This is a genomic window from Streptomyces sp. NPDC058239 (genome assembly GCF_042882185.1).
Classification (GTDB): domain Bacteria; phylum Actinomycetota; class Actinomycetes; order Streptomycetales; family Streptomycetaceae; genus Streptomyces.
Genome location: NZ_JBHVWS010000018.1, coordinates 61,644 through 84,313, shown reverse-complemented (window position 1 = coordinate 84,313; position 22,670 = coordinate 61,644). Strand labels below are relative to the sequence as shown.

Below are 22,670 nucleotides of genomic sequence, written 5' to 3'. Positions count from 1 at the left end.
CGTCAGGGTGTCGGCAGGTCCGGCAGACCCGACGGGATCGCGCCCGGCTCGGTCTTGGCCAGGGTGTCCTTCGTCCCGCCGTCCCAGGACACGACGACGGTCTTGCCGTCGTTGGACACGATGGACCCCATGGTGCGGTCGGTGTCGCCGTCGGCGCACTTCAGCGCCAGCATCACCTTGCCCATGTCCTTCACGGTGCCCGTGCAGGCGCGCTGCTCGGTGACGAGTACGGCCTTCCCGGACGCGACGGACAGGACCACGGCCTTGCCGTCGGTCTTTCCGGCCCAGCCGCCCTCCAGCGCCGCGGCGTCGGCCCCGGAGTCGCTGTCGCTGTCGCCGGGAGCCTGACCGGACTTCGCGGCGCCGGAGCCGCCGTCCGGGTCGCTCTTCCTGCCGTCGCTGCTGCAGCCGGTCAGTGCTGCGGCGGTGACGAGTCCGGCGATGATTACGGCACCGGTACGTACGACTTCGCGCATGTGGAATTCCCCCTTGTTGACAAAAGACCGCGCCAAGCTACCAGCGCGTGCCACCGGGATGAGCTGTCCAACTCGGGGTAGACGGAGCCAAACAGGCGTCCCGTACGTCTATCTCTGCGTCCAAAGCTGTAATCGTGAGAACACCCCGCGTGCACGTGCATCAGCTCATGCATCTGCTCATGCATGGAAAATTGAACACAGCTATGATCCGAGACAGTTGACACTTGCACCTTGCAACTCGGGGAGCGTCCTGTGCACCACGTGTACAACGGCATGGCGGCCACAGAGCTTCGCGGAGTCGTCTGGCAGAAGAGCAGACACAGCAACTCCCAGGGATCCTGCGTGGAGTTCGCGAAACTGCCCGACGGGGATGTGGCGATGAGGAATTCGCGCCACCCCGACGGGCCGGCCCTGGTCTATACGCCGGCCGAGATAGAGGCGCTGCTGCTCGGGGTGAAGGACGGGGAGTTCGACCACCTCATAGCGGGCGGCTGACCGCGTCCCTCCGGGCGGTGTCCGGCCATCCGCCGGCAGCCCGCGCGGCCACCGCGCGGGTCACACGTCGTCGGACAGCCGGAACAGTGCCCAGACCACCTTGCCGCGCGGTGTCGCCGCGATGTTCGGGTTGTCCGCTCCCGGAGCGGGGGAGGGGTGCCAGCCCCAGGAGTCGCTGAAGGACTCCACCAGGAAGAGGCCGCGGCCCGACTCCGCCGAGTCGGGAGCCTCGGAGGCTATGGGGCTCTCCTGGCTGGGGTCGCGCACGGCGCACACCAGGCGCGAGCTCCAGCGCATCAAGTGCAGCCGTACGGGAGGTTCGTGAGGCTCAGGTGCGGTGTCCGCAGGCAGGGCGTGCCGCAGAGCGTTGGTCACGAGTTCGGAGACGACCAGTGCGACATCGTCGAAGCGCTCGTCCAGTCCCCAGCCGTTCAGCGTCGTCCTGGTGAACCTCCGTGCCCCGCCCACGGCTTCGTAGCGGGCGGGCAGGGTGCAGGTGGCCGATCCGGAGACGGCTGAGGGATCGATTGGGGGAAGCCCCTGCCGTAACGGCTCGAGCATCGTCGATCCATTCGTCCCCATGCGAGGCACTCCCAGGATTCGTGGCTGTATCGGTACTGCGGGGTACAGCGGCACAACACGAACGAGCACGCAGGTGCGCGAGGGCCATGGTTCCGAATGCGCAGGGCAGATGCAAGGGCAGATGCACGTGCACGCGCCTGACCTGTCCGAACCCGTGCCGGTTCTTGGTCATTTCTTCCTGCGTGTATTTTCGTAGCTTTCTGGGAGTCTTCTCATTTCCGTAATCGAATGAGTACGGGCTGAAGCGTTTTGATGGCAGAATCCGGCACTTGGGGTTCAGGGGGAGCCCCGGTGTCCAGGAAGCGATGGGGAGGACCGGACCAGTGGCGGCAGGCGAGTCGAGTGGATCTGTGGTGCGGCGCATCCTGCTGGGCTCGCAGCTCAGGCGGCTGCGCGACTCGCGCGGGATCACCCGCGAGGCGGCCGGCTACTCCATCCGGGCTTCCGAATCGAAGATCAGCCGCATGGAGTTGGGACGGGTGAGCTTCAAGGCCAGGGATGTCGAGGACCTGCTCACGCTCTACGGCGTCACGGACGAGGCGGAGCGCGACGCCCTGCTCGGCCTGGCCCGCGAGGCCAATGTGGCGGGCTGGTGGCACAGTTACGGAGATGTGCTGCCCGGGTGGTTCCAGACGTACATCGGTCTGGAAGGAGCGGCATCGCTCATCCGGGTGTACGAAGTCCAGTTCATCCATGGCCTGTTGCAGACCGAGTCCTATGCGCACGCGGTCGTCGCCCGGGGCATGGGCGACGCCCCGGCCGTCGAGATCGACCGCCGGGTTGCGTTGCGGCTGGAGCGTCAGAAGGCCCTCGTCTCCGAACGTGCACCCCGTTTCCACGCCGTGCTGGACGAGGCGGCGCTGCGCCGGCCGTACGGCGACCGTGAAGTGATGCGTGGACAATTGCGGCATCTGATCGAGATGTCGGAACGGCCCAACATCACTCTTCAAGTGATGCCCTTCAGTTTTGGCGGGCATGCGGGGGAGGGCGGTTCTTTTACGATGCTCCGATTCCCGGAATCCGATCTGTCGGACATTGTCTATTTGGAGCAGCTGACAAGTGCGCTCTATCTGGACAAGGCCGAAGAAGTCGCTCAGTACGAAAAGGCCATGGTGCGGCTGCACGAGGACAGTCCCGGTCCCGAGGAGAGCCGCGATCTGCTCCGTGGTCTACTCCAACTCATCTGATTCATCAGTACGATGGCGGTTCGACGGGAGTCTGCACCTGAGTTAAGGGATCGCATGTCCTTCTTCTACGAGCTGGCCGACCAGTACATCGACGGTGAGTGGCGGACCGGCACCGGCTCGTGGGACATCATCGATTTCAATCCCTACAACGGGGAGAAACTCGCCGCGATCACCATCGCGACCGCGCAGGAGGTCGACCTGGCCTACCGCGCCGCCGAACGCGCCCAGCGGTCCTGGGCCACCACCGGCCCGTACGAGCGCCGCAGCGTCCTGGAACGCGCCCTGCGCATCACCGAGGAGCTGCACGACGACATCGTCGAGGCGATCGTCGACGAGCTGGGCGGCACCCGTCTCAAGGCGGAGTACGAGGTGCGCGTCGCCAAGGAGTTCCTGCGCGACGCGATCCAGCAGGCGCTGCGTCACCGGGGCCGCATCCTGCCCTCCCCGGTGGACGGCAAGGAGAACCGTCTCTACCGGCAGCCCGTCGGCGTCATAGGTGTGATCAGCCCCTTCAACTTCCCCTTTCTGGTGACGATGAAGTCCGTCGCACCGGCCCTCGCGCTCGGCAACGCGGTCGTCGTCAAGCCCAATCAGAACGCCCCGGTCGTCGGCGGCGGGCTGATCGCCAGGATCTTCGAGGATGCCGGGCTGCCCGCCGGACTGCTCAACATCCTGATCACCGATGTCGCCGAGATAGGGGACGCGTTCATCGAGCACCCCGTGCCCAAGGTGATCTCCTTCGCGGGTACGGACCGGGTCGGCCGCCACGTCGGCGCGATCGCGGCCGGACACTTCAAGCGGACGATCCTCGAACTCAGCGGCAACAGCGCCCTGGTGGTGCTGGAGGACGCCGACATCGACTATGCGGTCGACGCGGCCGTCTTCAGCCGCTTCGTGTACCAGGGACAGGTCTGTATGGCCGCCAACCGCATCCTGGTGGACCGCCGCGTCGAGCGGGAGTTCACCGAGAAGTTCACCGCCAGGGTGGCCGCGCTGCGGACCGGTGACCCGCGCGACCCGGAGACCCAGATCGGCCCGGTCATCAACACCTTCCAGGCCGACGCCCTGACCGCCCTGGTCGACCAGGCACTGGCCGAGGGGGCCACCGCGCTCGTACGGGGCCGGACCCGCGGCAACCTCGTCGAACCGACCGTGCTCTCCGGGCTCCCCGAGGGCTCCCCGCTGCTGTCCCAGGAGATATTCGGTCCGGTGGCACTGCTGGTGACGTTCGACGGCGAGGACGATGCCGTACGGATCGTCAACGACACCCCGTACGGACTCAGCGGCGCTGTGCACAGCCGCAGCACCGAACGCGGGGTGCGGTTCGCGCAGCGCGTCGTCAGCGGGATGTTCCACGTCAACGACTCCACCGTCCAGGACGATCCGCTGGTGGCCTTCGGGGGCGAGAAGTCCTCCGGGATCGGCCGGCTGAACGGCGAGGCGACCGTGGACGCCTTCACCACCCAGAAGTGGATGTCCATTCAGCACGGCCGGACTGCATTCCCTTTCTGACACCGGTGGGTTGAGGACAGGAGCTGACCGCAAGGATCCGTAGCTTGGTCGGTGTCAGGAAGAAACCGGCACGGTTCCCCAAGGCGGACATCATGGTCACTCACGTTCCCGCAGAAGCCTCCGGCGACGAGCGCGGCGCGCTCCTCTCCTTCGTCGAGGCGCAGCGCGGCGCGATCCGGCGCTCGCTCATCGGTCTGACAGAGGAGCAGGCGGCGAGCCGGCCCAGCGCCAGTGAACTCTCCCTCTCCGGGCTGCTCAAGCACGTCGCCGAGACCGAGCTGAACTGGCTGTGCCTCGCCCAGCAGCGCCCCAACGAGAAGGCCCGCACCGAGGAGACCTGGGCGGACAGCTTCCGTCTTGTCGGGGACGAGACCGTCCCGCAGATGCTGGAGTTCTGGGCGAAGGTCGCGGCGGAGACCGAGGAGTTCATCCACTCCGTGGAGAGCATGAACGACACGTTCCCGCTGCCCGAGGCGCCCTGGTTCCCGAAGGACGAGAACTGCTCGATGCGCTGGCTGCTGGTTCATCTCGTCGAGGAGACCGCCCGGCACGCCGGGCACGCCGACATCATCCGGGAGTCCCTGGACGGCCGAACCGCGTTCGAGCTGGTCGCCGAGGCGGGGGGATACTCTAATCAAAGTTGAATAGAAAGGGTGCGTGACATGTCCGCGATCCGGCTGCTGGTCCTCTGTGCCGTGCGTCAGCACGGCCGGGCGCACGGCTATCAGGTCCGCAACGACCTGGAGTACTGGGGCGCTCACGAGTGGTCCAACGCCAAACCCGGGTCGGTGTACCACGCACTGAAGCAGATGGCGAAGCAGGGGCTGCTGGTCGCCCATGAGACCGCCCCGAGTACGGCGGGCGGCCCGCCCCGTACCGAGTACGAGATCACCGAGCGGGGCAACGAGGAGTACCTCACTCTGCTGCGCGCGGCGCTGACCTCGTACGACCAGAAGCTGGATGTGCTGTCGGCCGGCCTCGGCGGCATCGTCGACCTGGAGCGGTCCGAGGCGATCGCGCTGCTCAAGGAGCGGGTGGCCGGTCTCACGGCCTGGCGGGCCTCGGTCACCGAGTACTACACGCCGGAGGCCGGGCCCGAGTCGATCGGTCACATCGGCGAAATCATGAACATGTGGGTCCACTCGGCGGATGCCGGGGCCGAGTGGACGCGTGGGCTGATCGCCCGCATCGAGGGCGGGGCGTACACCTTCGCGGGGGAGGGTGAACCCTTCGTCGGTGTGCTCGCCGAGGGGCAGGAGAACCCGTATGCGACGGGTGTCCACGATCCGGGCGACGACGAGTAATCAAGTTTGACGAATGGAGTCGGTGCGGTTACCTTCGACCCGCTAGTCAAGTTTGACTACGAGAGGGTGTGGCGATTTTGACCGACGCGATCGTTGTCGAAGGTGTGCACAAGCGATACGGGGAGAAGCGCGCCCTGGACGGCCTGGACCTCACGGTCCGCCGTTCCACCGTCCATGCTGTGCTCGGCCCCAACGGCGCGGGCAAGACCACGGCCGTACGCATCCTGTCGACGCTGCTGCGGCACGACGAGGGGCGGGTCGAGGTGGCGGGGTTCGACGTACGGGACCGGGCCGGCGAGGTCCGGCGCCGCATCGGGCTGCTCGGGCAGTACGCGGCGGTCGACGAAGAGCTCGGCGGCCGGCAGAACCTGGAGATGTTCGGCCGTCTGTACCACCTGGGCGTGCGCCGGGCGGGTGCGCGGGCGGACGAACTGCTGGCCCGCTTCGGGCTCGCGGACACCGGCCGGGGGCCGGTCAAGGAGTACAGCGGCGGCATGCGGCGACGGCTCGATCTTGCCGCTTCGCTGATCACCGACCCGGAGGTGCTCTTCCTGGACGAGCCGACCACCGGACTGGACCCGCGCGGCCGGGCCGAGGTGTGGTCGGCGGTGCGCTCACTGGTGGGCGGCGGCACGACCGTACTGCTGACCACGCAGTATCTGGAGGAGGCCGATCAGCTGGCGGACCGGATCTCGGTGATCGATGCCGGACGGGTGGCCGCCGAGGGGACGGTCGACGAGCTGAAGGCAATGGTGGCCGGGGACCGCATCGATGTCGTGGTCCGGGACGGTTCGCAACTGGCGGCCGCTGCCCTGCTGTTGGGTGAAGGTGCGGTCGTCGACGCGGACCGGCGGCTGATCGGGGCACCGGCGCCGGACCGGATGGCGACCCTGACCCGGACCGTGCGGGCGCTGGAGGAGGCGGGCATCGAGGCGGAGGACATCGCGGTGCGACGCCCGACGCTGGACGAGGTGTTCCTCTCGCTGACCGACCGGAGGCCGGAGCGCGCGGAGGTGACGGCATGAGCGCGATGAGCTGGGCGGTGTCCGATTCCTGGACGATGACGCGACGCGAACTGGCGCACTGGGCACGGCAACCGGCGCGGATCGTCGTCGGCCTGGTCTTCCCCGTGATGCTGCTGCTGATGTTCAACTATCTGGTCGGCGGCGGGCGGGGCGTCGACGGTGACAACACCGAGTTCCTGGTGCCCGGCATGCTCGTGCTCACCATGGCCTTCGGCCTGGAGTCGACCATGCTGGCGATCACCCAGGACCTCAACAAGGGCGTCATCGACCGGTTCCGTGCCATGCCGATGGTCTCCGGTTCGGTGCTGGTCGGCCGCAGCGTCGCGGACATGCTCCAGTCGGCCGCCGCGCTCGCCGTGATGACCGGCGTCGGTTACGCGCTCGGCTGGCGCTGGCACCACGGGCCCGCCGCGGCGCTGGGGGCGCTGGGGCTGCTTCTGCTGCTGCGCTTCGCGATGCTGTGGATCGGTATCCAGCTGGCGCTGGTGGCCGGGAAGCCGGAGCTGGTGCAGGCGGTGCAGATCCTGGTCTGGCCGGTCGGCTTCCTCTCCAACGTCTTCGCCACCCCCGAGTCGATGCCGGGCCGGCTGGGCGCGGTCGTCGAATGGAACCCGATGTCGGCCACGGCCACGGCGGTGCGCGGCCTGTTCGGCAACCCGGGCGGGCCCGGTGGCACCTGGGCGTCCGGCCATGCCGAACTGCTCGCGGTGGCCTGGCCGTTGGTGCTGATCGCGGTGTTCTTCCCGCTGGCCGTAAGGAGGTTCGCCCGGATCGGCCGTTAGAGGCGGCCCGGCCCTCAGTGGTGGAATGACGTCGCCGCCTGCTTGTCGTGGCTCATCGGGTGCGGCTGGCGGCGCAGGTCGGGCAGGATCATTTTCAGGTCCTCGAGGAGCAGCTCGGAGAGGTCCGACGTGAAGCCGTTGCGGCACACCACCCGGAGCACCGACAGATCCTCCCGGTTGGCGGGGAAGGTGTACGCGGGTACCAGCCAGCCGTGCTCGCGCAGCCGCCTCGACACGTCGAAGACGTCGTACGCCCGCACATCCGGCGCGGTCGTCAGGGCGAAGACGGGCAGCTGGTCCCCGTGGGTGAGGAGCCGGAAGTCCCCGAGCTCTTCGATCCGCTTCGCCAGCCCGCCGGCGACGTCCCGGGACGCCTGCTGAACGGCCCGGTATCCGTCCCGGCCCAGCCGCAGGAAGGTGTAGTACTGCGCCACCACCTGTGCGCCGGGCCGGGAGAAGTTCAGTGCGAAGGTCGGCATGTCGCCGCCCAGGTAGTTGACCCGGAAGACCAGTTCCTCGGGCAGCTCTGCGGGCGAACGCCACAGCGCCCAGCCGACGCCCGGGTAGACCAGCCCGTACTTGTGCCCGGAGGTGTTGATGGAGGAGACCCGGGGCAGCCGGAAGTCCCACACCAGGTCCTCGTCCACGAAGGGCGCCACCATCGCACCGGACGCCCCGTCGACATGGACGGGGATGTCGAGACCGGTGCGCTCCTGGAGGGCGTCCAGCGCCGCGCAGAGTTCCGCGATCGGCTCGTACGAGCCGTCGAAGGTGGAGCCGAGGATGCCGACGACGCCGATGGTGTTCTCGTCGCAGAGGTCGGCCGCGTCCTGCGGGTCCAGGTGGAAGCGGTCGCCCTCCATCGGGATCAGCCGCGGCTCGACCTCCCAGAAGTTGCAGAACTTGTCCCAGCAGACCTGCACATTGATGCCCATGACGAGGTTCGGCCGGGCGGTCGCCGGGTAGCGGTCGGCGTTCCTGGCCGCCCACCGGCGTTTCAGCGCCAGGCCCGAGAGCATGCAGGCCTCGCTGGAGCCCGTGGTCGAGCAGCCCACGGCAGCCGAGGGGTCGGGGGCGTTCCAGAGGTTGGCGAGCATCGCCACACAGCGCCGTTCCAGCTCGGCGGTGCGTGGGTACTCGTCCTTGTCGATCATGTTCTTGTCGCGGCACTCGCCCATCAGGACCCCGGCCTGGGGTTCCATCCAGGTGGTGACGAAGGTGGCGAGGTTGAGCCGGGAGTTGCCGTCGAGCATCAGCTCGTCGTGGACCAGGCCGTACGCGGTCGAGGGCGGCATCGGTCCGTCGGGCAGCCGGTGCCGGGGCGGTGCCGACTCCATCCCGGCGGTCGGGTCGGCCTCCCCGAAGAACGGGTTGAGGGCCAGCCTGCGGCGTTCCTTCGACGGTTCCCGGCCTTGGGGCGAACCTTTGTGGAGAGGCATCGGCGGACAGTCCTTCCCGGCTCTCGGCGGGCATCGTGACCCGCGACGGTCCTGTCGGTGTGCGGTGGTTCAGCTCTCGACGGCGAGGCCGTCCTTGATGGCCCGGGTGAATTTCACGACCCGTTCGGCCTGGACCCGTGCTGCGGTCAGGGTCTGCACGCCGACCGGGATGTCGCCCTGCCCCGCGACGTGCGAAGTGCCGTACGGATTGCCGTCGACGAACTTCGACGGGTCCGTGTAGCCGGGGGCGACGAGGATGCCGCCGAAGTGGTGGATCGTGTTGTAGAGCGCGAGCAGCGTGGACTCCTGGCCGCCGTGCGGGGTGCTGGTGGAGGTGAAACCGCTGTAGACCTTGTCGGCGAGACGGCCCGCCTGCCAGAGGCTGCCGAGGGTGTCGATGAACTGCTTGAGCTGGGCGGCGACATTGCCGAACCGGGTCGGCGTACCGAAGATCACGGCGTCCGCCCAGATCATGTCGTCCTTCGACACCTCGGCGATGTCCGCGGTCGCCTTCGCGTTGGCGGCCCAGGCCGGGCTGGAGTCGATGGCGGCCTGCGGGGCGAGCTCACCGGCCTTGCGCAGCCGTACCTCCGCACCGGCCTTCTCGGCGTCCTGTGCGATGGCCTTGGCCATCGCGGCGACGGTGCCGGTCGAGGAGTAATAGATGACGGCGACGTTGACGGACGTGGGCATGGCGGAAACCTCCGGCAGGACCTTACGGGCTGTATCCATATGTATCCATATGGGTGCGACATTACGGAAAGCAGGGGCATCCGGCGCGTCGAATGGCGGCGAGGGGGCAGGGGCCGGGCGAGACGGCCCCGAGCTCACCTCAGCGGCGTACCGTCCTCGTACAGCTGCATCTGCGGCCGCCCGGTCACCAGCAGCCAGGCCGGCAGCGAGGCGATGCACAGCATCGGGAGCACGGCCGCGTCACCGACCAGCACCGCCGCGGTGAACAGGCTCAGCCAGCCCTGCCGGGTGACGGCCAGCAGCACCCCCAGCACCGCACAGGTCACCGCCAGCGCCACCGGCACCGACGTGACCAGGGCATGGGCGCACAGCCCCAGCGCGACACCCACGAAGACGGCGGGGAAGATCCGTCCGCCCCGGAAACCGCAGGTCGCCGCGATCAGCAGCGCGGCCGTCTTCACCACGGCCATGACCGCGAACTGCCCGGCCGACCAGCCGCTCGGATCGGCGGCGATCTCCTTCGCCTCGTCGAGCCCCTTGAAGAGGGTGAGACGGCCGCCCAGCGCACCCAGCAGGCCGAGCAGCAGCCCGCCGAGGGCCAGGGCCGGGACCGGGTGCTTCAAGGCCCAAAAGGCCCGGTGCGCATATGGGAAGGCGTACACCGCCGCCAGGCCGAGCAGCGCGCCCGCCACGGCGATGACGACCGAGGAGAGCAGATCGCCCCAGTGCGGGCTGGTGTAGGCCGGCAGCGACAGGTCGAAGTCGGGGTGGGTCAGCAGTGTCATGGTGAGCGCACCGGCGGTGCCCGCCGCGAGAGGGCCGAAGAGCCGGTCCCAGAGCGCACCGGGTCGGGCGCGGGAGGCGAGAGTCTCGGAAAGGATCAGCGCGGCGGCGACCGGGGTGCCGAAGAGCGCACCGATGGTGCCGGCCGCGGCGAGGGGGATCCACAGCTCCGCCGGTGTGCCGGGCGCGAACCGTCGGCCGAGCCAGAAGGTCAGCGCGATATTGGCGGCCGTGATCGGATTCTCCGGACCGAGGCTGATCCCGCCCGCCAGGGTGAGGACCGTGACGAGCAGCAGCCCCGGGACCACACCCGGCGCCAATGGCGGATCGACCAGCCCGGTGGTCGCCGGATCGGGTCCGGCATGGCCGGGCACGGCCCGGATGAGCAGCCCGACCACCAGTCCGCTCGCGGTGAGCATCACGATCATCCAGAGCGTGGAGTAGCGGCCGATGGAGAGCGTGTCGGGGAGCGTCCCCCAGAGCACGTCCTGCAGCTTCTCCGCGAGCAGGCTGATACCGAGCAGGACGAGGGCCGAGACGATCCCGACGGCCAGCGCGGGCACGATGACGGGCAGCAGCCGGCGTACGGGAGTGGTTTCGGCGGGAACGGTTTTGGCGGCAGCGGTTCCGGCGGGATCGGGAGAATCTGTGGCCATCGGCTCACCATAACGATGCAAAAGCCGTATAACCCCTCAAATGGCGCCGGGGCAGCGGCGTTTCGGGCTTGCACCTCACGTCGCGTCAGGACTCAGGCTCAGTACGTACGTACCGGAACGGAGAAGGGAGCGGGGGTCATGGACTACTCCATGGGACAGGTCGCCGGATTCGCCGGAGTCACGGTGCGCACCCTGCATCACTACGACGGCATCGGACTGCTCTCGCCCGGCGGGCGCAGCCACTCGGGTCACCGCCGCTACGACGACGGTGACCTCGACCGGCTGCAGCAGATCCTGTTCTACCGGGAGCTCGGCTTCCCGCTCGACGGGATCGCGGTACTGCTCGACGACCCGGACGCGGACCCGCAGGAGCATCTGCGGCGCCAGCACCGGCTGCTGTCCGACCGGATCGCCGAACTGCGAAAGATGGCCGCCGCCGTCGAAACAGCCATGGAGGCACGGAAGATGGGCATCAACCTCACGCCCGAGGAGAAGTTCGAGGTCTTCGGGGGCAAGGACCCCGAGGAGCACGCGGAGGAGGCCGAACGCCGCTGGGGCGGCACTGCCACGTACGCCGAGTCGCAGCGCCGGGTCGCCCGGTACACCAAGGACGACTGGAAGCGGATGCAGGCGGAGGTCGCCGACTGGGGCGCCGCCTACAACGCGCTGATGGAGGCCGGTGAACCGGCCACCGGGGAACGGGCGATGGAGCTCGCCGAGGCCCATCGGCTCCACATCACCAAGTGGTTCTACGAGTGCACTCCCGAGATCCACCGGGGACTCGGCGAGATGTATGTGTCCGACCCGCAGTTCCGCGCGTACTACGAGTCGATGCGGCCGGGCCTGTCCGAGCACCTGCGGGACGCGATCGACGCCAACGCGGAGCGCCTCGCGTGATCGGCACGGGGGTGGGGCGCTCTCACCCCCGTGGCCGCGTCGCTCAGCTCCTGCTGATCACGGCGGCCGTTCCGTACGCGCACACCTCCGTGCGCACGTCGGCCGCCTCGGTCACATGGAAGCGCATCATCAGCGCCGTGTCGGCGCCCCGGGCCTGCGCGTGCTCGACGAGGCGTTCCATCGCCTGGTTGCGGGTTGCGACGAGGGTCTTCGTCAGTCCCTTCGGCTCGCCGCCGATCATGGACTTCAGCCCGGCGCCGATCCGGCTGCCGAGGTGGCGAACGGGGTCTCCCCGCTTGAGCGCAGTCGAGAGCTCGGGGAAGTACCGTCAGGCCGAATACCTCGCCGATCACCTGGGTCACCTGGTAGCCCGGGACGTCGTTCGTGGTGACGACCAGAACCTGGACTGTGCTGACCGCCGCCGTAATCCTCAATGCCCATCGCGTGGCACCTCCAGAGGGCGGCTTTGTCCCGGTTCGCCCCGTGCGCGTTCTCGCGGGGGCCACTGGAACCCGGGGGCGTCATCCTGCGTTGATAGCTTTGGGCGGCCACGCAGCCGCCATCGATCGATCCAGGAGCCCGGACCCTTGAATACGCTTGCGCTCGGACCGAGCTGGCTGGACCCGGACTATCTGATCAACACCTTCGGACTTCCCGGCGTCCTCCTCATCGTGTTCGCCGAGTCCGGACTGCTGATCGGCTTCTTCCTTCCCGGCGATTCTCTGCTGTTCACCACGGGTCTGCTGGTGACCACGGGCCAGCTGAAGTATCCGCTCTGGCTGGTCTGCGTCCTGGTGGCGCTGGCGGCGATCATCGGCGACCAGGTGGGCTATCTCTTCGGTCGCAAGGTCGGTCCGTCGCTCTTCAAGCGCCCGGACTCCCGCCTCTTCAAGCAGGAGAACGTCGAGAAGGCCCACGAGTTCTTCGAGAAGTACGGACCGAAGTCGCTGATCCTGGCCCGCTTCGTGCCCATCGTGCGTACGTTCACGCCGATCATCGCCGGTGTGAGCCGGATGAACTACCGCTCGTTCATCACGTTCAACATCATCGGCGGTGTGCTCTGGGGCGTCGGGGTCACGCTGCTCGGCGCAGCCCTCGGCAAGATCGACTTCGTCCACGAGAACATCGAGGCGATGCTCATCCTGATCGTGCTCATCTCGGTGGTGCCGATCGCGATCGAGTTCCTGCGGGCTCGTTCCAAGTCGAAGAAGGAAGCGGCGGCCGGTGGCGGCGAGGGCCATGGCCCGTCCGCCGGCGGCAGCCCGGCCTCCGGCCAGCGCGGCCGCCACGCCAAGCGCTGACCCGGAGCCGTACCGGCGGCAGCCTCAGAAGCCGCGCGTCCGCTTGGCCGCGCGGCGGTTCGCCCCGCCGACCGCCCCCGGCACCCGCATGAACAGCCGGGAGATCTCGCTTCCCAGATTCACCCCGATCGCGATGGCCAGCGCCGTCGCCACCGCGGTCGACAGCGAGGCGAGCCCGGTGTTCACGTTGCCCTGTGCCATGCCGAGCAGACCGAAGTACGTGGCGGAGCCGGGCAGCAGCGGGCCGATCGCCGCCGTGATGAACGGCAGCGACGAGGTGTACCGGTAGCGCGAGAGCAGCTGCCCGAACAGGCCCACCAGACCGGCCGCCGTCGCTGTCGCCGCCACCGGCGAGATGCCGCCGGTCCTGGCCATCGCCCCGTAGATCACCCAGGCCACTGCGCCGTTGAGGGTCACCGCCAGCACGGTGGACCGGTCCTGCTGGAGCAGGATCGCGAAGGCGAAACAGAGCGCCATAGATGCCAGGATCTGCACCACCGGCCGGTCGGGGGCGACGAACCTGGCCTCGGGGTTCAGCTGGGCGCCCAGCTGAAGTCCCAGGTACAGGACCAGCAGCACACCGACGACGATGCCGATGAACAAGTACATGACTTCGAGCAGACGCGCGGCGGCGGTGATGTAGTAACCGGTCAGCCCGTCCTGCACACCGGCGACCAGGGCCCGCCCCGGCAGCAGCGCGAACAGCCCACCGGTGATGACTGCGGACGGCCGTACGTCCGACCAGTGGGTGAGGGTCAGTGCCACGCCCATCGCGGCGGGCGGCATCGCGGCCACCACGAACTGGTAGAACTCCGGCAGCCCTCGCCCGGCAAAGAGCCAGGCGAGCCGGTCGCCGAGCATCGCGCCGATCGCCGCCACCAGGAACACCAGCGGACCACCGCCGACCAGCACCGATGCCGCCCCCGCAAGACCGCCGCCGGCCAGCGTCAGCACCCAGCCGGAGTACGGATGCCGGTTGCGCCGGATCTCCGCCAGACGCCGGTAGGCCTCCTCCAGCGAGACTTCGACATCCTCGGTGGTGATGTCGTCGATGAGCCGGAAGACGGCGGCCAGCCGGGTGTAGTCGGTGCCGCGACGGCGTACGGTACGGCTCGCCGTCACCGGGTCGTCGACCAGCGACGGCTGGTGCGAGATCGACAGCAGGGTGAAGGTGACCGTGGGCTCGCAGCGGTCCAGGCCGTAGCTGCGTGTCACCGCGAACATCGCCGCCTCGACGTCCTCGGCACCCTCACCGCCGGCGAGCAGCAGTTCCCCGATACGCAGCGTCAGGTCGAGCACGCGCGGCACCGCGGGCCCCGCCTCGTCGGACTTCTGCACCGGCTCGGGTGCCGGGCGCTCGGCGACCGGCATCCGCAGCATCGTGCGCATCCGGTCCTGCCAAGGGGCCTCCTTGGTCAGCCGGATCATCGGGCTGCCGTGCGCCGGAGTGAACGCGGGTGGCGGATGCCGGTCGCTGTAGCTGCGCGGCGGGGCGAAGGCGGAGCCGATCGTGTCCGAGCCGGAGGCCGGACCGGAACCGGATCCGGAGCCCGAAGCGGAACCTGTCCCCGACCCCTGGAGCTCGGTCGTCAGACCGGTCGGAATGGCGAATTCCGACGTCGGGTGGTCGTCGTCGGAGGCAGACGCGGGCCTCCCCACCCCGGCTGGCGGGACGAAGGCGCTGCGCGCCTCGTCGGACTGGGGCTTCTGGTCCTCCGAACCGCCCGGTTCCGCCACCACTCGACCTCGCTCCTCATCGGCTGCGCGTCTTCGGTTGCGCTTCTGCCCAGTATGGCCACGGGCAAGGGTCCGGATGCGAGGCGGGCGGAACCACGGACCGGACGGATACGCGGACGGGCATACGAAACGGGCGGCACCCCGTGGGAAGGAATGCCGCCCGGCTCCGGCACGGAACCGTAAACGGAACCGTGCGATGTACCCCGGCCGGAATCCGGCCGCGACCCTTGGGTCAGTGTGCGCCGCCCTGTGCCTCAAGGCGCTTGTAGGAGGCCTCGATCTCGGCCTCGGCCTCGGCGCGGCCGACCCAGTCGGCGCCCTCGACGGACTTGCCGGGCTCCAGGTCCTTGTAGACCTCGAAGAAGTGCTGGATCTCCAGGCGGTCGAACTCCGACACGTGGTGGATGTCGCGCAGGTGCTCCACCCGGGGGTCGGAGGCCGGCACGCACAGCAGCTTGTCGTCGCCGCCGGCCTCGTCCGTCATCCGGAACATGCCGATGGCGCGGCACTTGATGAGGCAGCCGGGGAAGGTCGGCTCGTCCAGGATGACCAGCGCGTCCAGCGGGTCACCGTCCTCGCCGAGGGTGTTCTCGACGAAGCCGTAGTCCGCCGGGTAGCTGGTCGAGGTGAAGAGTCGACGGTCCAGGCGGATCCGACCGGTCTCGTGGTCCACCTCGTACTTGTTCCGCGAACCCTTCGGGATCTCGATGGTGACGTCGAACTCCACGGGTGGCTCCTCCATGATCAAGACATACGACTGGTGATTAAGTGTCCCCCACGCAGATGTGTGCTCGCGAAAGGGGCTGGTCAACGGTGGACGAGCCGGTGAAAAGACCGTCGGTCAATCCGCTCGACAAGCTGAGCAGGCTCACCCGGCAGGCCAGCATGATCAGGTTGAGGGGACTGAACGATCGGCAGTTCACGGCTGTCTCCGCCGGCCTCGGCCTGGCGCTCGCAGCCGGCGTCGTCCTTGCCGCCGGCCCCTGGGACTCGGGTCAGCGTAAGGCCGAGCAGGACTGGGCCGCCGCCAGGAGCCGCACAGGTGGCGTACATCACGAACCCGGCGCACCGTCCGGACCGGAGCCCGCACCCAGCGCCCCGGCCGTCCTCACCCCCCTGTCCTCCGTCGTCGACAACGCCGCCCCGGACGCCCGGGACGCGCCGGACGGCGCCGCGGCCGCCCTCCGTGCCACCCTGGGCCCGCTGCTGAAGGTCCCCGCCCTGGGCACCGTGCGTACCGCCGTCGTCATCGACACCGCCACCGACGAGCGGCTGTACGGCCAGGGCGCCGACACGCCCATGACACCCGCCTCCACCGTCAAGATCGCCACCGCGGTCGCCGCCCTGAGCACCCTCGGCCCCGACCACCGCATTGCCACGACGGTCCGGGCGTCCCCCGACTCCCGCAGCATTGCCCTGGTCGGCGGCGGCGACCCCACCCTCGACAAGGCCGCCCTGCGCGCACTGGCCGCCGGCACCGCCCGCACCCTGAAGGACCGGGGTGTCAAAACGGTCCGCCTCACGTACGACACCTCCCGCTACTCCGGCCCGGCCCGGCACCCGATCGGCCCCAACGAGAACATCGCGCCCGTCAGCGCCCTGATGATCGACGAGGGCAGGCTCGACAAATCCAGCAGCGGACCCGCCCCGCGCAGCGCCGACCCGGCAGGTGACGCAGCCCGGACCTTCGGCAAGCTGCTCGACGATGCCGGGATCGCCACCCGGTCCGGCCCGGCGCCCGGCCGTCCGGCCGCCAAGTCCCGGCAGATCGCCGAACACCTCTCCGTCCCGCTCTCCGCACTGGTCGAACGGGCCCTGACCAACAGCGACAACGACATCGCCGAGGCACTCGCCCGGCAGACCGCCCTGGCCGCGGGCGAACGGGCCGACTTCGACGGCGGCCGACGGGCCGTCACCGCACAGCTCAAAAAGCTCCGCCTGCCGCTGAAAGGTGCGAACTTCGCCGACGGCAGCGGGCTGAACCGCAAGGACAAGGTCACCGCCGGACTGCTGGCCGGCCTCCTCGCCCGCGCCGCCGCCCCGGACCACCCCGAACTGCGCCCCGTCCTCACCGGCCTCCCGGTGGCCGGGTTCAGCGGCACGCTCAGCGGCCGCTACACCCAGAAGTCCGCGGGCACCGGCCTGATCCGCGCCAAGACCGGCACCCTCACCGGCGTGAACACCCTCGCCGGGACGGTCGTCGACAGGCAGGGCCGGCTGCTCGCGTTCGCCTTCCTGGCATCCGGTACGACATCCCCGTCCGAGGCCCAGTCCTCCCTCGACGCCCTCGCCACCAGCCTCGCCTCCCGTACCCGATGAGCCGGTCAACACCACACCGCGGACGCACCCGAGCACGTACGGTTGACGCATGACGAGCATCGGTGGTGCCGAGATGGTCGACTGGAATCTCGCGGTCGCGACCGCGACCCGACTTGTGCGGCCGGGGCCCGAGATCAGCCGCGAGGACGCCCGCGAGGTCGTCGCGGAGCTGCGCCGGCATGCCAAGGCCGCGGAGGAGCACGTCCGTTCCTTCACCCGGATGATCCCCGAGGGGACCGAGCCGGAGGACACCCCGGTCCTGGTCGTGGACCGGGCCGGCTGGATCAAGGCCAATGTCGCGGGCTTCCGCGAACTGCTCCGCCCGCTCCTGGGGAAGATGCAGGACCGGCGCGGCAACGGCCCGGGCGGCGCAGTGCTCGGTGCGGTCGGCGGCAAGGTGACCGGCGTCGAGGTGGGGATGCTGCTGTCGTTCCTGGCCTCCCGGGTCCTCGGCCAGTACGAGACGTTCGCCCCCGCCACCCGTGAGCTCCCGGCCTCGGCCGACGGCGGCGGCAGGCTGCTGCTCGTCGCCCCGAACATCGTCCACGTCGAGCGCGAACTCGAGGTCGACCCGCACGACTTCCGGCTCTGGGTCGCCCTCCACGAGGAGACCCATCGCACCCAGTTCACCGGTGTGCCCTGGCTCCGCGACCATCTGCAGGGTGAGATCCAGTCGTTCCTCGAAGAGACCGACGTCGACCCGATGACCGTGCTGGAACGGCTCCGCGAGGCCGCCCAGTCCCTGGCCGGGGGCCGCCCCGAGGGCGAGGACGGCGAGGACGGCGGCCGCAGCCTCGTCGAACTGGTCCAGACACCCGCCCAGCGCGAGATCCTCGGTCGGCTCACCGCCGTGATGTCCCTGCTCGAAGGCCATGCCGACTACGTGATGGACGGCGTCGGCCCCGAGGTCGTCTCCTCCGTCGGCGAGATCCGGGAGAAGTTCCAGCAGCGCAGGGCGCGCGGTGCGAGCCGACTCGACCAGGCGCTGCGCAAGCTTCTCGGACTCGACGCCAAACTGCGCCAGTACCGCGACGGCGAGCGATTCGTCCGTGCCGTGGTCGACGAGGTCGGCATGGACGGCTTCAACCGGGTCTGGACCTCGCCGAACACCCTCCCGACCAAGGCGGAGATCGCGAAACCGGCGGACTGGATCGCGAGGGTGCACCGTAAGGCAGAGTCCTGATCACGACGGGCCCGACGGCGGACGACAGGACATGAACGCGCCGGTATTCACCCATCCGAGGGACCGTAGAGGCATGGGAAGGCGTGCAATGCTCGATGGACGGCTTGCCTCTGTCACCATCGACGCACTCTGAGTGACGGCGCTTTTCCCGTCCCGGCACTCGAGGCACCTCCCAAAACTTCACGAAGGGCACCGGACATGGGTCCCCATCCTGCGGTCGCGGCGATACGCCTGGCGGTCCGCCGCGTACTCCACGACGTACTCACCGAACACGCCCGGAGCGCCGAGCACGCCCGGCGCACCCCGCACCCCGAGCTCGCCGAAGCCGGTGCGGGCAGGCAGCGCGCCGCACTCCCCGAACGCCCCGATACCCCGCTGGTGCTGGTGGCATGCTCCGGCGGCGCCGATTCCATGGCACTCGCCTCCGCCCTCGCCTTCGAGGCCCGCAAACTCGACGTCCGGGCCGGCGGCATCACCGTCGACCACGGCCTCCAGGACGGATCCGACACCCGGGCCGCCGAGGTCGTCGACCGCCTCATCGCCATGCACCTCGACCCGGTCGAGTCCGTCGCCGTGCAGGTCGGCCAGGAAGGCGGACCCGAGGCCGCGGCCCGCGACGCCCGCTACGCCGCCCTGGACGCAGCGGCCGAGCGGCACGGCGCCGCCGCCGTCCTGCTCGGCCACACCCGTGACGACCAGGCGGAGACGGTGCTGCTGGGCCTCGCCCGCGGCTCCGGCATCCGCTCCCTCTCCGGCATGGCCGCCGCATCCGGCCCGTCCGGCCGCTACCGCCGCCCCTTCCTCCAGCTCGACCGGCAGACCGCCCGCAAGGCCTGCCTCGTCCAGTCGCTGCCCGTCTGGGACGACCCGCACAACATCGACCCCGCCTACACCCGGTCCCGACTGCGCCACGAGGGCCTGCCCGCCCTGGAGAAGGCCCTGGGCAAAGGGGTCGTCGAGGCCCTGGCCCGTACGGCGCAGCTCTCCCGCGACGATGCCGACGCCCTGGACACCTGGGCCGCCGAGGCCGACCGCGCCGTACGGGACGACGCGGGCCGGCTGGAATGCGCCAAGTTGTACGCGCTGCCGCCCGCCGTGCGCCGGCGCGTACTGCGCCGGGCCGCCATGGAGGCGGGCTCCCCGGCCGGTTCGCTCTTCGCCCGGCACATCGAGGAAGTCGACCGTCTGATCACCGGCTGGCGCGGCCAGCGGGCCATCAACCTGCCCGGCCGGGTCGAAGCCATGCGGCAGGGTGGCAGACTGGTGATTCGGCAGAGCTGAAGCACGAGCGGCTGACATGCAGGCGAGCGGCCGCGCAGGTCCGGGCCAATACCCCGGATCCGGCAGGCAAAGAAAGAGACGCGGGTGAACGAGAAGGACATGGGCACCGACCTTCAGTCGGTGCTCCTCACCAAGGAAGAGATCGACGCGAAGCTCGTCGAGCTGGCCGCGAAGATCGACGCGGAGTACGCGGGCAAGGACCTGCTCATCGTCGGCGTCCTCAAGGGCGCAGTGATGGTGATGGCGGACCTGGCGCGCGCGCTGTCCACCCCCGTCACCATGGACTGGATGGCCGTCTCGTCGTACGGCGCGGGCACCCAGTCCTCCGGAGTGGTCCGGATCCTCAAGGACCTGGACACCGACATCAAGGGCAAGCACGTCCTGATCGTCGAGGACATCATCGACTCGGGCCTGACGCTGTCCTGGCTGATGTCGAACCTCGGATCGCGTGAGCCGGCGTCCCTGGAGATCTGCACCCTGCTGCGCAAGCCGGACGCGGCCAAGGTCGCGCTCGACTGCAAGTGGGTCGGCTTCGACATCCCCAACGAGTTCGTCGTCGGATACGGGCTGGATTACGCGGAGAAGTACCGCAATCTTCCCTTCGTCGGCACGCTCGCTCCGCACGTCTACGGGGGCTGACCGCCTCCCGGCACCTCTTGCCCAGCCGGGGCGCCCGGCCCGTCCGGGGCGGACGACGGGAACCTTTCACCGGATTCCCGCCGTTGAGCCTTTGAAGGCGGGTTTTGACAGACGTCCTCGGCAGCCGCAGGCGGCAATGCTGGGGTACCGTCCGAAGAACAGTCTTTTCTCACAGCAGCATTTACCTACGGGCAGGAGGGACGGGGCGTCATCGCCCCGTATGGATGGACGTGAAGCGATACTTCCGTGGGCCGGTCATGTGGATCGTGCTGGCCGTCCTCGCCGTGGTCGTGTTGATGCAGGTCGTCGGCTCGTCGGGCGGCTACAAATCGGTGGACACCGGCAAGGTGATCCAGGCGATCAGCAAGGACCAGGTGGCGCAGGCCAAGCTGACCACCGGTGACGAACAGATCATCAAGATCGAGTTGAACAAGGGCCAGAAGCTCTCGGGCGAGTCCGGCAGCAAGTTCCAGGCGAACTACATCGGCAACCAGGGTGTCCAGCTGGCCGACACGCTGCAGCAGAAGTTCGAGAGCGGCAAGATCGACAAGGGCTACACTGTCTCGCCGTCGAAGCAGTCCCCGTTCATCTCGATCCTCCTCTCGCTGCTGCCCTTCGTCCTGATCGTGGTCGTCTTCCTGTTCCTGATGAATCAGATGCAGGGCGGCGGCTCCCGGGTCATGCAGTTCGGGAAGTCCAAGGCGAAGCTGATCACCAAGGACACCCCGAAGACGACGTTCGCCGATGTGGCGGGGTCGGACGAGGCCGTCGAGGAGCTCCAGGAGATCAAGGAGTTCCTCCAGGAGCCGGCGAAGTTCCAGGCAGTCGGCGCCAAGATCCCGAAGGGTGTCCTGCTCTACGGGCCTCCCGGTACGGGCAAGACGCTGCTCGCACGCGCCGTCGCGGGCGAGGCGGGCGTCCCGTTCTACTCGATCTCCGGTTCCGACTTCGTCGAGATGTTCGTCGGTGTCGGTGCCAGCCGGGTCCGTGACCTCTTCGAGCAGGCCAAGGCGAACGCTCCGGCGATCGTTTTCGTCGACGAGATCGACGCCGTCGGCCGGCACCGCGGTGCCGGAATGGGCGGCGGTCACGACGAGCGCGAGCAGACGCTGAACCAGCTGCTCGTCGAGATGGACGGCTTCGACGTGAAGGGCGGCGTCATCCTGATCGCCGCCACGAACCGGCCGGACATCCTCGACCCGGCGCTGCTGCGACCGGGCCGTTTCGACCGGCAGATCGCGGTCGACCGGCCGGACATGCAGGGCCGTCTCGAGATTCTCAAGGTGCACCAGAAGGGCAAGCCGATCGCAAAGGACGTCGACCTCGGCGCCGTTGCCCGTCGTACGCCCGGCTTCACCGGTGCCGACCTGTCGAACGTGCTGAACGAAGCGGCGCTCCTCACGGCGCGCGGCAATCTGAAGCTGATCGACAACAAGATGCTCGACGAGGCCATCGACCGCGTCGTGGCGGGTCCGCAGAAGCGGACCCGGATCATGTCCGAGAAGGAGAAGAAGATCACCGCGTACCACGAGGGCGGACACGCCCTGGTCGCGGCGGCTTCCCCCCAGTCGGACCCGGTCCACAAGATCACGATCCTCTCCCGCGGCCGCGCCCTCGGCTACACGATGGTGCTCCCGGAGGAGGACAAGTACTCCACGACGCGCAACGAGATGCTCGACCAGCTGGCCTACATGCTGGGCGGGCGCGCGGCCGAGGAGCTGGTCTTCCACGACCCGACCACCGGCGCTGCGAACGACATCGAGAAGGCCACCGCAACGGCCCGCGCGATGGTCACGCAGTACGGCATGACGGAGCGGCTCGGCGCGATCAAGTTCGGCGGCGACAACACCGAGCCCTTCGTGGGCCGGGAGATGGGCCACCAGCGCGACTACTCGGAAGAGGTCGCGGCCCTCGTCGACGAAGAGGTCAAGAAGCTCATCGAGACCGCGCACAACGACGCGTGGGAGATCCTCGTCGAGAACCGCGACGTGCTGGACGCTCTGGTTCTCCAGCTCCTCGAGAAGGAGACGCTCGGCAAGGAGGAGATCGCCGAGATCTTCGCCCCGATCGTGAAGCGCCCGTCCCGTCCGGCATGGACCGGTTCCGCCCGACGCACCCCGTCGACGCGGCCGCCGGTGCTCTCGCCGAAGGAGCTCGCCCTCACCAACGGCGCCACCACGGCGAACGGCTCGGTCGTCCCCACGGACACCGTCCCGGCCACCGAGGTGCTCCCGGAGGACCGCTCCGAGAGCTGAGGTCCCGCGACCCCGGTGTGGCCCCTGTCACGGGAGTCGCACCGGGCCCGGAATGGATGCCGTGCCCCCGCAGGTTCTAGCCTGTGGGGGCGCGGCTTTTTCGTACGCCCGTGCGGAGGTATGT

General features: G+C 69.0%; 21 protein-coding genes and 1 pseudogene. 14 read left to right on the top strand and 8 right to left on the bottom strand.

Annotation, left to right across the window (positions count from 1 at the left end; genetic code table 11):
- Nucleotides 1–2 precede the first annotated feature (2 nt).
- Complete coding sequence (locus ACFVYE_RS20720; RefSeq protein WP_389606770.1) at nucleotides 3–476, bottom strand: hypothetical protein; 474 nt, start codon at nucleotides 474–476, stop codon at nucleotides 3–5.
- Nucleotides 477–728: 252 nt separating this feature from the next.
- Between ACFVYE_RS20720 and ACFVYE_RS20715 the strand changes: the two genes are divergently transcribed.
- Entirely contained in the window at nucleotides 729–971 is a 243-nt protein-coding gene (locus tag ACFVYE_RS20715; protein ID WP_037690973.1) for a DUF397 domain-containing protein, read from the top strand.
- A 60-nt stretch (nucleotides 972–1,031) separates the two neighbouring features.
- On the opposite strand, the gene ACFVYE_RS20710 is transcribed toward ACFVYE_RS20715, so the two are convergent.
- Nucleotides 1,032–1,532: an ATP-binding protein gene (locus ACFVYE_RS20710; protein WP_383958440.1), complete on the bottom strand. Its 501-nt coding sequence runs from the start codon at nucleotides 1,530–1,532 to the stop codon at nucleotides 1,032–1,034.
- A 326-nt stretch (nucleotides 1,533–1,858) separates the two neighbouring features.
- On the opposite strand from ACFVYE_RS20710, the gene ACFVYE_RS20705 reads away from it, so the two are divergent.
- From ACFVYE_RS20705 to ACFVYE_RS20680, 6 genes are all read left to right on the top strand, one after another.
- Nucleotides 1,859–2,740 (top strand): helix-turn-helix domain-containing protein, encoded by an 882-nt coding sequence (locus tag ACFVYE_RS20705; RefSeq protein ID WP_383958539.1) that lies wholly within the window; start codon nucleotides 1,859–1,861, stop codon nucleotides 2,738–2,740.
- 54 nt (nucleotides 2,741–2,794) lie between these two features.
- The gene (locus tag ACFVYE_RS20700; protein WP_389606768.1) at nucleotides 2,795–4,252 is read left to right on the top strand and encodes an aldehyde dehydrogenase family protein; all 1,458 of its coding nucleotides are present in this window, start codon (nucleotides 2,795–2,797) and stop codon (nucleotides 4,250–4,252) included.
- Between the two features lie 92 nt (nucleotides 4,253–4,344).
- Entirely contained in the window at nucleotides 4,345–4,896 is a 552-nt protein-coding gene (locus ACFVYE_RS20695; RefSeq protein WP_383958436.1) for a DinB family protein, read from the top strand.
- An 18-nt stretch (nucleotides 4,897–4,914) separates the two neighbouring features.
- Nucleotides 4,915–5,556 carry a PadR family transcriptional regulator gene (locus tag ACFVYE_RS20690; RefSeq protein ID WP_389606766.1) on the top strand — a complete coding sequence of 214 codons (642 nt, stop codon included), beginning with the start codon at nucleotides 4,915–4,917 and terminating at the stop codon, nucleotides 5,554–5,556.
- A gap of 77 nt (nucleotides 5,557–5,633) precedes the next feature.
- A complete protein-coding gene (locus tag ACFVYE_RS20685) occupies nucleotides 5,634–6,581 on the top strand; it encodes an ATP-binding cassette domain-containing protein (protein WP_389606806.1) in 948 nt (315 codons plus the stop codon).
- Nucleotides 6,578–7,363, top strand: a complete 786-nt coding sequence (locus ACFVYE_RS20680; RefSeq protein WP_389606764.1) for an ABC transporter permease — start codon at nucleotides 6,578–6,580, stop codon at nucleotides 7,361–7,363. Before ACFVYE_RS20685 ends, ACFVYE_RS20680 begins: the two co-directional genes overlap by 4 nt.
- Nucleotides 7,364–7,377: 14 nt before the next feature.
- Here the strand turns inward: ACFVYE_RS20680 and ACFVYE_RS20675 are convergent, their stop codons facing one another.
- The 3 genes from ACFVYE_RS20675 to ACFVYE_RS20665 all read right to left on the bottom strand — a co-directional run bounded on the left by ACFVYE_RS20675 (nucleotide 7,378) and on the right by ACFVYE_RS20665 (nucleotide 10,934).
- Nucleotides 7,378–8,802, bottom strand: a complete 1,425-nt coding sequence (locus ACFVYE_RS20675) for a glutamate decarboxylase (RefSeq protein WP_383958428.1) — start codon at nucleotides 8,800–8,802, stop codon at nucleotides 7,378–7,380.
- 69 nt (nucleotides 8,803–8,871) lie between these two features.
- Nucleotides 8,872–9,495 carry an NAD(P)H:quinone oxidoreductase gene (gene wrbA / locus ACFVYE_RS20670; protein WP_383958426.1) on the bottom strand — a complete coding sequence of 208 codons (624 nt, stop codon included), beginning with the start codon at nucleotides 9,493–9,495 and terminating at the stop codon, nucleotides 8,872–8,874.
- A gap of 134 nt (nucleotides 9,496–9,629) precedes the next feature.
- Nucleotides 9,630–10,934: an ion channel protein gene (locus tag ACFVYE_RS20665; RefSeq protein WP_389606761.1), complete on the bottom strand. Its 1,305-nt coding sequence runs from the start codon at nucleotides 10,932–10,934 to the stop codon at nucleotides 9,630–9,632.
- 138 nt (nucleotides 10,935–11,072) lie between these two features.
- Here ACFVYE_RS20665 and ACFVYE_RS20660 point away from each other — a divergent pair, with 138 nt between their 5' ends.
- Nucleotides 11,073–11,831, top strand: a complete 759-nt coding sequence (locus tag ACFVYE_RS20660) for a MerR family transcriptional regulator (protein ID WP_389606759.1) — start codon at nucleotides 11,073–11,075, stop codon at nucleotides 11,829–11,831.
- Between the two features lie 43 nt (nucleotides 11,832–11,874).
- Here ACFVYE_RS20660 and ACFVYE_RS20655 read toward each other — a convergent pair.
- Nucleotides 11,875–12,272, bottom strand: a pseudogene (locus ACFVYE_RS20655) (YbjQ family protein).
- Between the two features lie 146 nt (nucleotides 12,273–12,418).
- On the opposite strand from ACFVYE_RS20655, the gene ACFVYE_RS20650 reads away from it, so the two are divergent.
- The gene (locus tag ACFVYE_RS20650) at nucleotides 12,419–13,132 is read left to right on the top strand and encodes a DedA family protein (RefSeq protein ID WP_383958420.1); all 714 of its coding nucleotides are present in this window, start codon (nucleotides 12,419–12,421) and stop codon (nucleotides 13,130–13,132) included.
- Nucleotides 13,133–13,156: 24 nt separating this feature from the next.
- Here the strand turns inward: ACFVYE_RS20650 and ACFVYE_RS20645 are convergent, their stop codons facing one another.
- Together ACFVYE_RS20645 and ACFVYE_RS20640 are read right to left on the bottom strand one after the other, a co-directional pair.
- A complete protein-coding gene (locus ACFVYE_RS20645) occupies nucleotides 13,157–14,872 on the bottom strand; it encodes a threonine/serine exporter ThrE family protein (protein WP_383958418.1) in 1,716 nt (571 codons plus the stop codon).
- Between the two features lie 229 nt (nucleotides 14,873–15,101).
- On the bottom strand, nucleotides 15,102–15,596 hold the full coding sequence (locus tag ACFVYE_RS20640; RefSeq protein ID WP_003968257.1) for an inorganic diphosphatase: 495 nt from the start codon (nucleotides 15,594–15,596) through the stop codon (nucleotides 15,102–15,104).
- Nucleotides 15,597–15,682: 86 nt separating this feature from the next.
- On the opposite strand from ACFVYE_RS20640, the gene dacB reads away from it, so the two are divergent.
- The 5 genes from dacB to ftsH all read left to right on the top strand — a co-directional run bounded on the left by dacB (nucleotide 15,683) and on the right by ftsH (nucleotide 22,546).
- Nucleotides 15,683–17,188, top strand: coding sequence for a D-alanyl-D-alanine carboxypeptidase/D-alanyl-D-alanine-endopeptidase (gene dacB, locus ACFVYE_RS20635; RefSeq protein ID WP_389606757.1), 1,506 nt, complete (start codon nucleotides 15,683–15,685; stop codon nucleotides 17,186–17,188).
- Between the two features lie 49 nt (nucleotides 17,189–17,237).
- On the top strand, nucleotides 17,238–18,371 hold the full coding sequence (locus ACFVYE_RS20630) for a zinc-dependent metalloprotease (protein WP_383958414.1): 1,134 nt from the start codon (nucleotides 17,238–17,240) through the stop codon (nucleotides 18,369–18,371).
- A 198-nt stretch (nucleotides 18,372–18,569) separates the two neighbouring features.
- Entirely contained in the window at nucleotides 18,570–19,652 is a 1,083-nt protein-coding gene (tilS, locus tag ACFVYE_RS20625; RefSeq protein WP_383958413.1) for a tRNA lysidine(34) synthetase TilS, read from the top strand.
- A gap of 99 nt (nucleotides 19,653–19,751) precedes the next feature.
- The gene (gene hpt, locus ACFVYE_RS20620; RefSeq protein WP_072487175.1) at nucleotides 19,752–20,291 is read left to right on the top strand and encodes a hypoxanthine phosphoribosyltransferase; all 540 of its coding nucleotides are present in this window, start codon (nucleotides 19,752–19,754) and stop codon (nucleotides 20,289–20,291) included.
- A 224-nt stretch (nucleotides 20,292–20,515) separates the two neighbouring features.
- Entirely contained in the window at nucleotides 20,516–22,546 is a 2,031-nt protein-coding gene (gene ftsH / locus ACFVYE_RS20615; protein ID WP_383958411.1) for an ATP-dependent zinc metalloprotease FtsH, read from the top strand.
- Nucleotides 22,547–22,670: the final 124 nt, after the last annotated feature.

What these genes read in the sequence shown, in the direction of transcription:
- ACFVYE_RS20720 (WP_389606770.1), bottom strand. Translation starts at nt 476, where the DNA reads ATGCGCGAAGTCGTACGTACCGGTGCCGTAATCATCGCCGGACTCGTC.
- ACFVYE_RS20710 (WP_383958440.1), bottom strand. Translation starts at nt 1,532, where the DNA reads ATGCTCGAGCCGTTACGGCAGGGGCTTCCCCCAATCGATCCCTCAGCC.
- ACFVYE_RS20705 (WP_383958539.1), top strand. Translation starts at nt 1,859, where the DNA reads ATGGGGAGGACCGGACCAGTGGCGGCAGGCGAGTCGAGTGGATCTGTG.
- ACFVYE_RS20700 (WP_389606768.1), top strand. Translation starts at nt 2,795, where the DNA reads ATGTCCTTCTTCTACGAGCTGGCCGACCAGTACATCGACGGTGAGTGG.
- ACFVYE_RS20695 (WP_383958436.1), top strand. Translation starts at nt 4,345, where the DNA reads ATGGTCACTCACGTTCCCGCAGAAGCCTCCGGCGACGAGCGCGGCGCG.
- ACFVYE_RS20690 (WP_389606766.1), top strand. Translation starts at nt 4,915, where the DNA reads ATGTCCGCGATCCGGCTGCTGGTCCTCTGTGCCGTGCGTCAGCACGGC.
- ACFVYE_RS20680 (WP_389606764.1), top strand. Translation starts at nt 6,578, where the DNA reads ATGAGCGCGATGAGCTGGGCGGTGTCCGATTCCTGGACGATGACGCGA.
- ACFVYE_RS20675 (WP_383958428.1), bottom strand. Translation starts at nt 8,802, where the DNA reads ATGCCTCTCCACAAAGGTTCGCCCCAAGGCCGGGAACCGTCGAAGGAA.
- wrbA (WP_383958426.1), bottom strand. Translation starts at nt 9,495, where the DNA reads ATGCCCACGTCCGTCAACGTCGCCGTCATCTATTACTCCTCGACCGGC.
- ACFVYE_RS20665 (WP_389606761.1), bottom strand. Translation starts at nt 10,934, where the DNA reads ATGGCCACAGATTCTCCCGATCCCGCCGGAACCGCTGCCGCCAAAACC.
- ACFVYE_RS20660 (WP_389606759.1), top strand. Translation starts at nt 11,073, where the DNA reads ATGGACTACTCCATGGGACAGGTCGCCGGATTCGCCGGAGTCACGGTG.
- ACFVYE_RS20630 (WP_383958414.1), top strand. Translation starts at nt 17,238, where the DNA reads ATGACGAGCATCGGTGGTGCCGAGATGGTCGACTGGAATCTCGCGGTC.
- tilS (WP_383958413.1), top strand. Translation starts at nt 18,570, where the DNA reads ATGGGTCCCCATCCTGCGGTCGCGGCGATACGCCTGGCGGTCCGCCGC.
- hpt (WP_072487175.1), top strand. Translation starts at nt 19,752, where the DNA reads ATGGGCACCGACCTTCAGTCGGTGCTCCTCACCAAGGAAGAGATCGAC.
- ftsH (WP_383958411.1), top strand. Translation starts at nt 20,516, where the DNA reads ATGGACGTGAAGCGATACTTCCGTGGGCCGGTCATGTGGATCGTGCTG.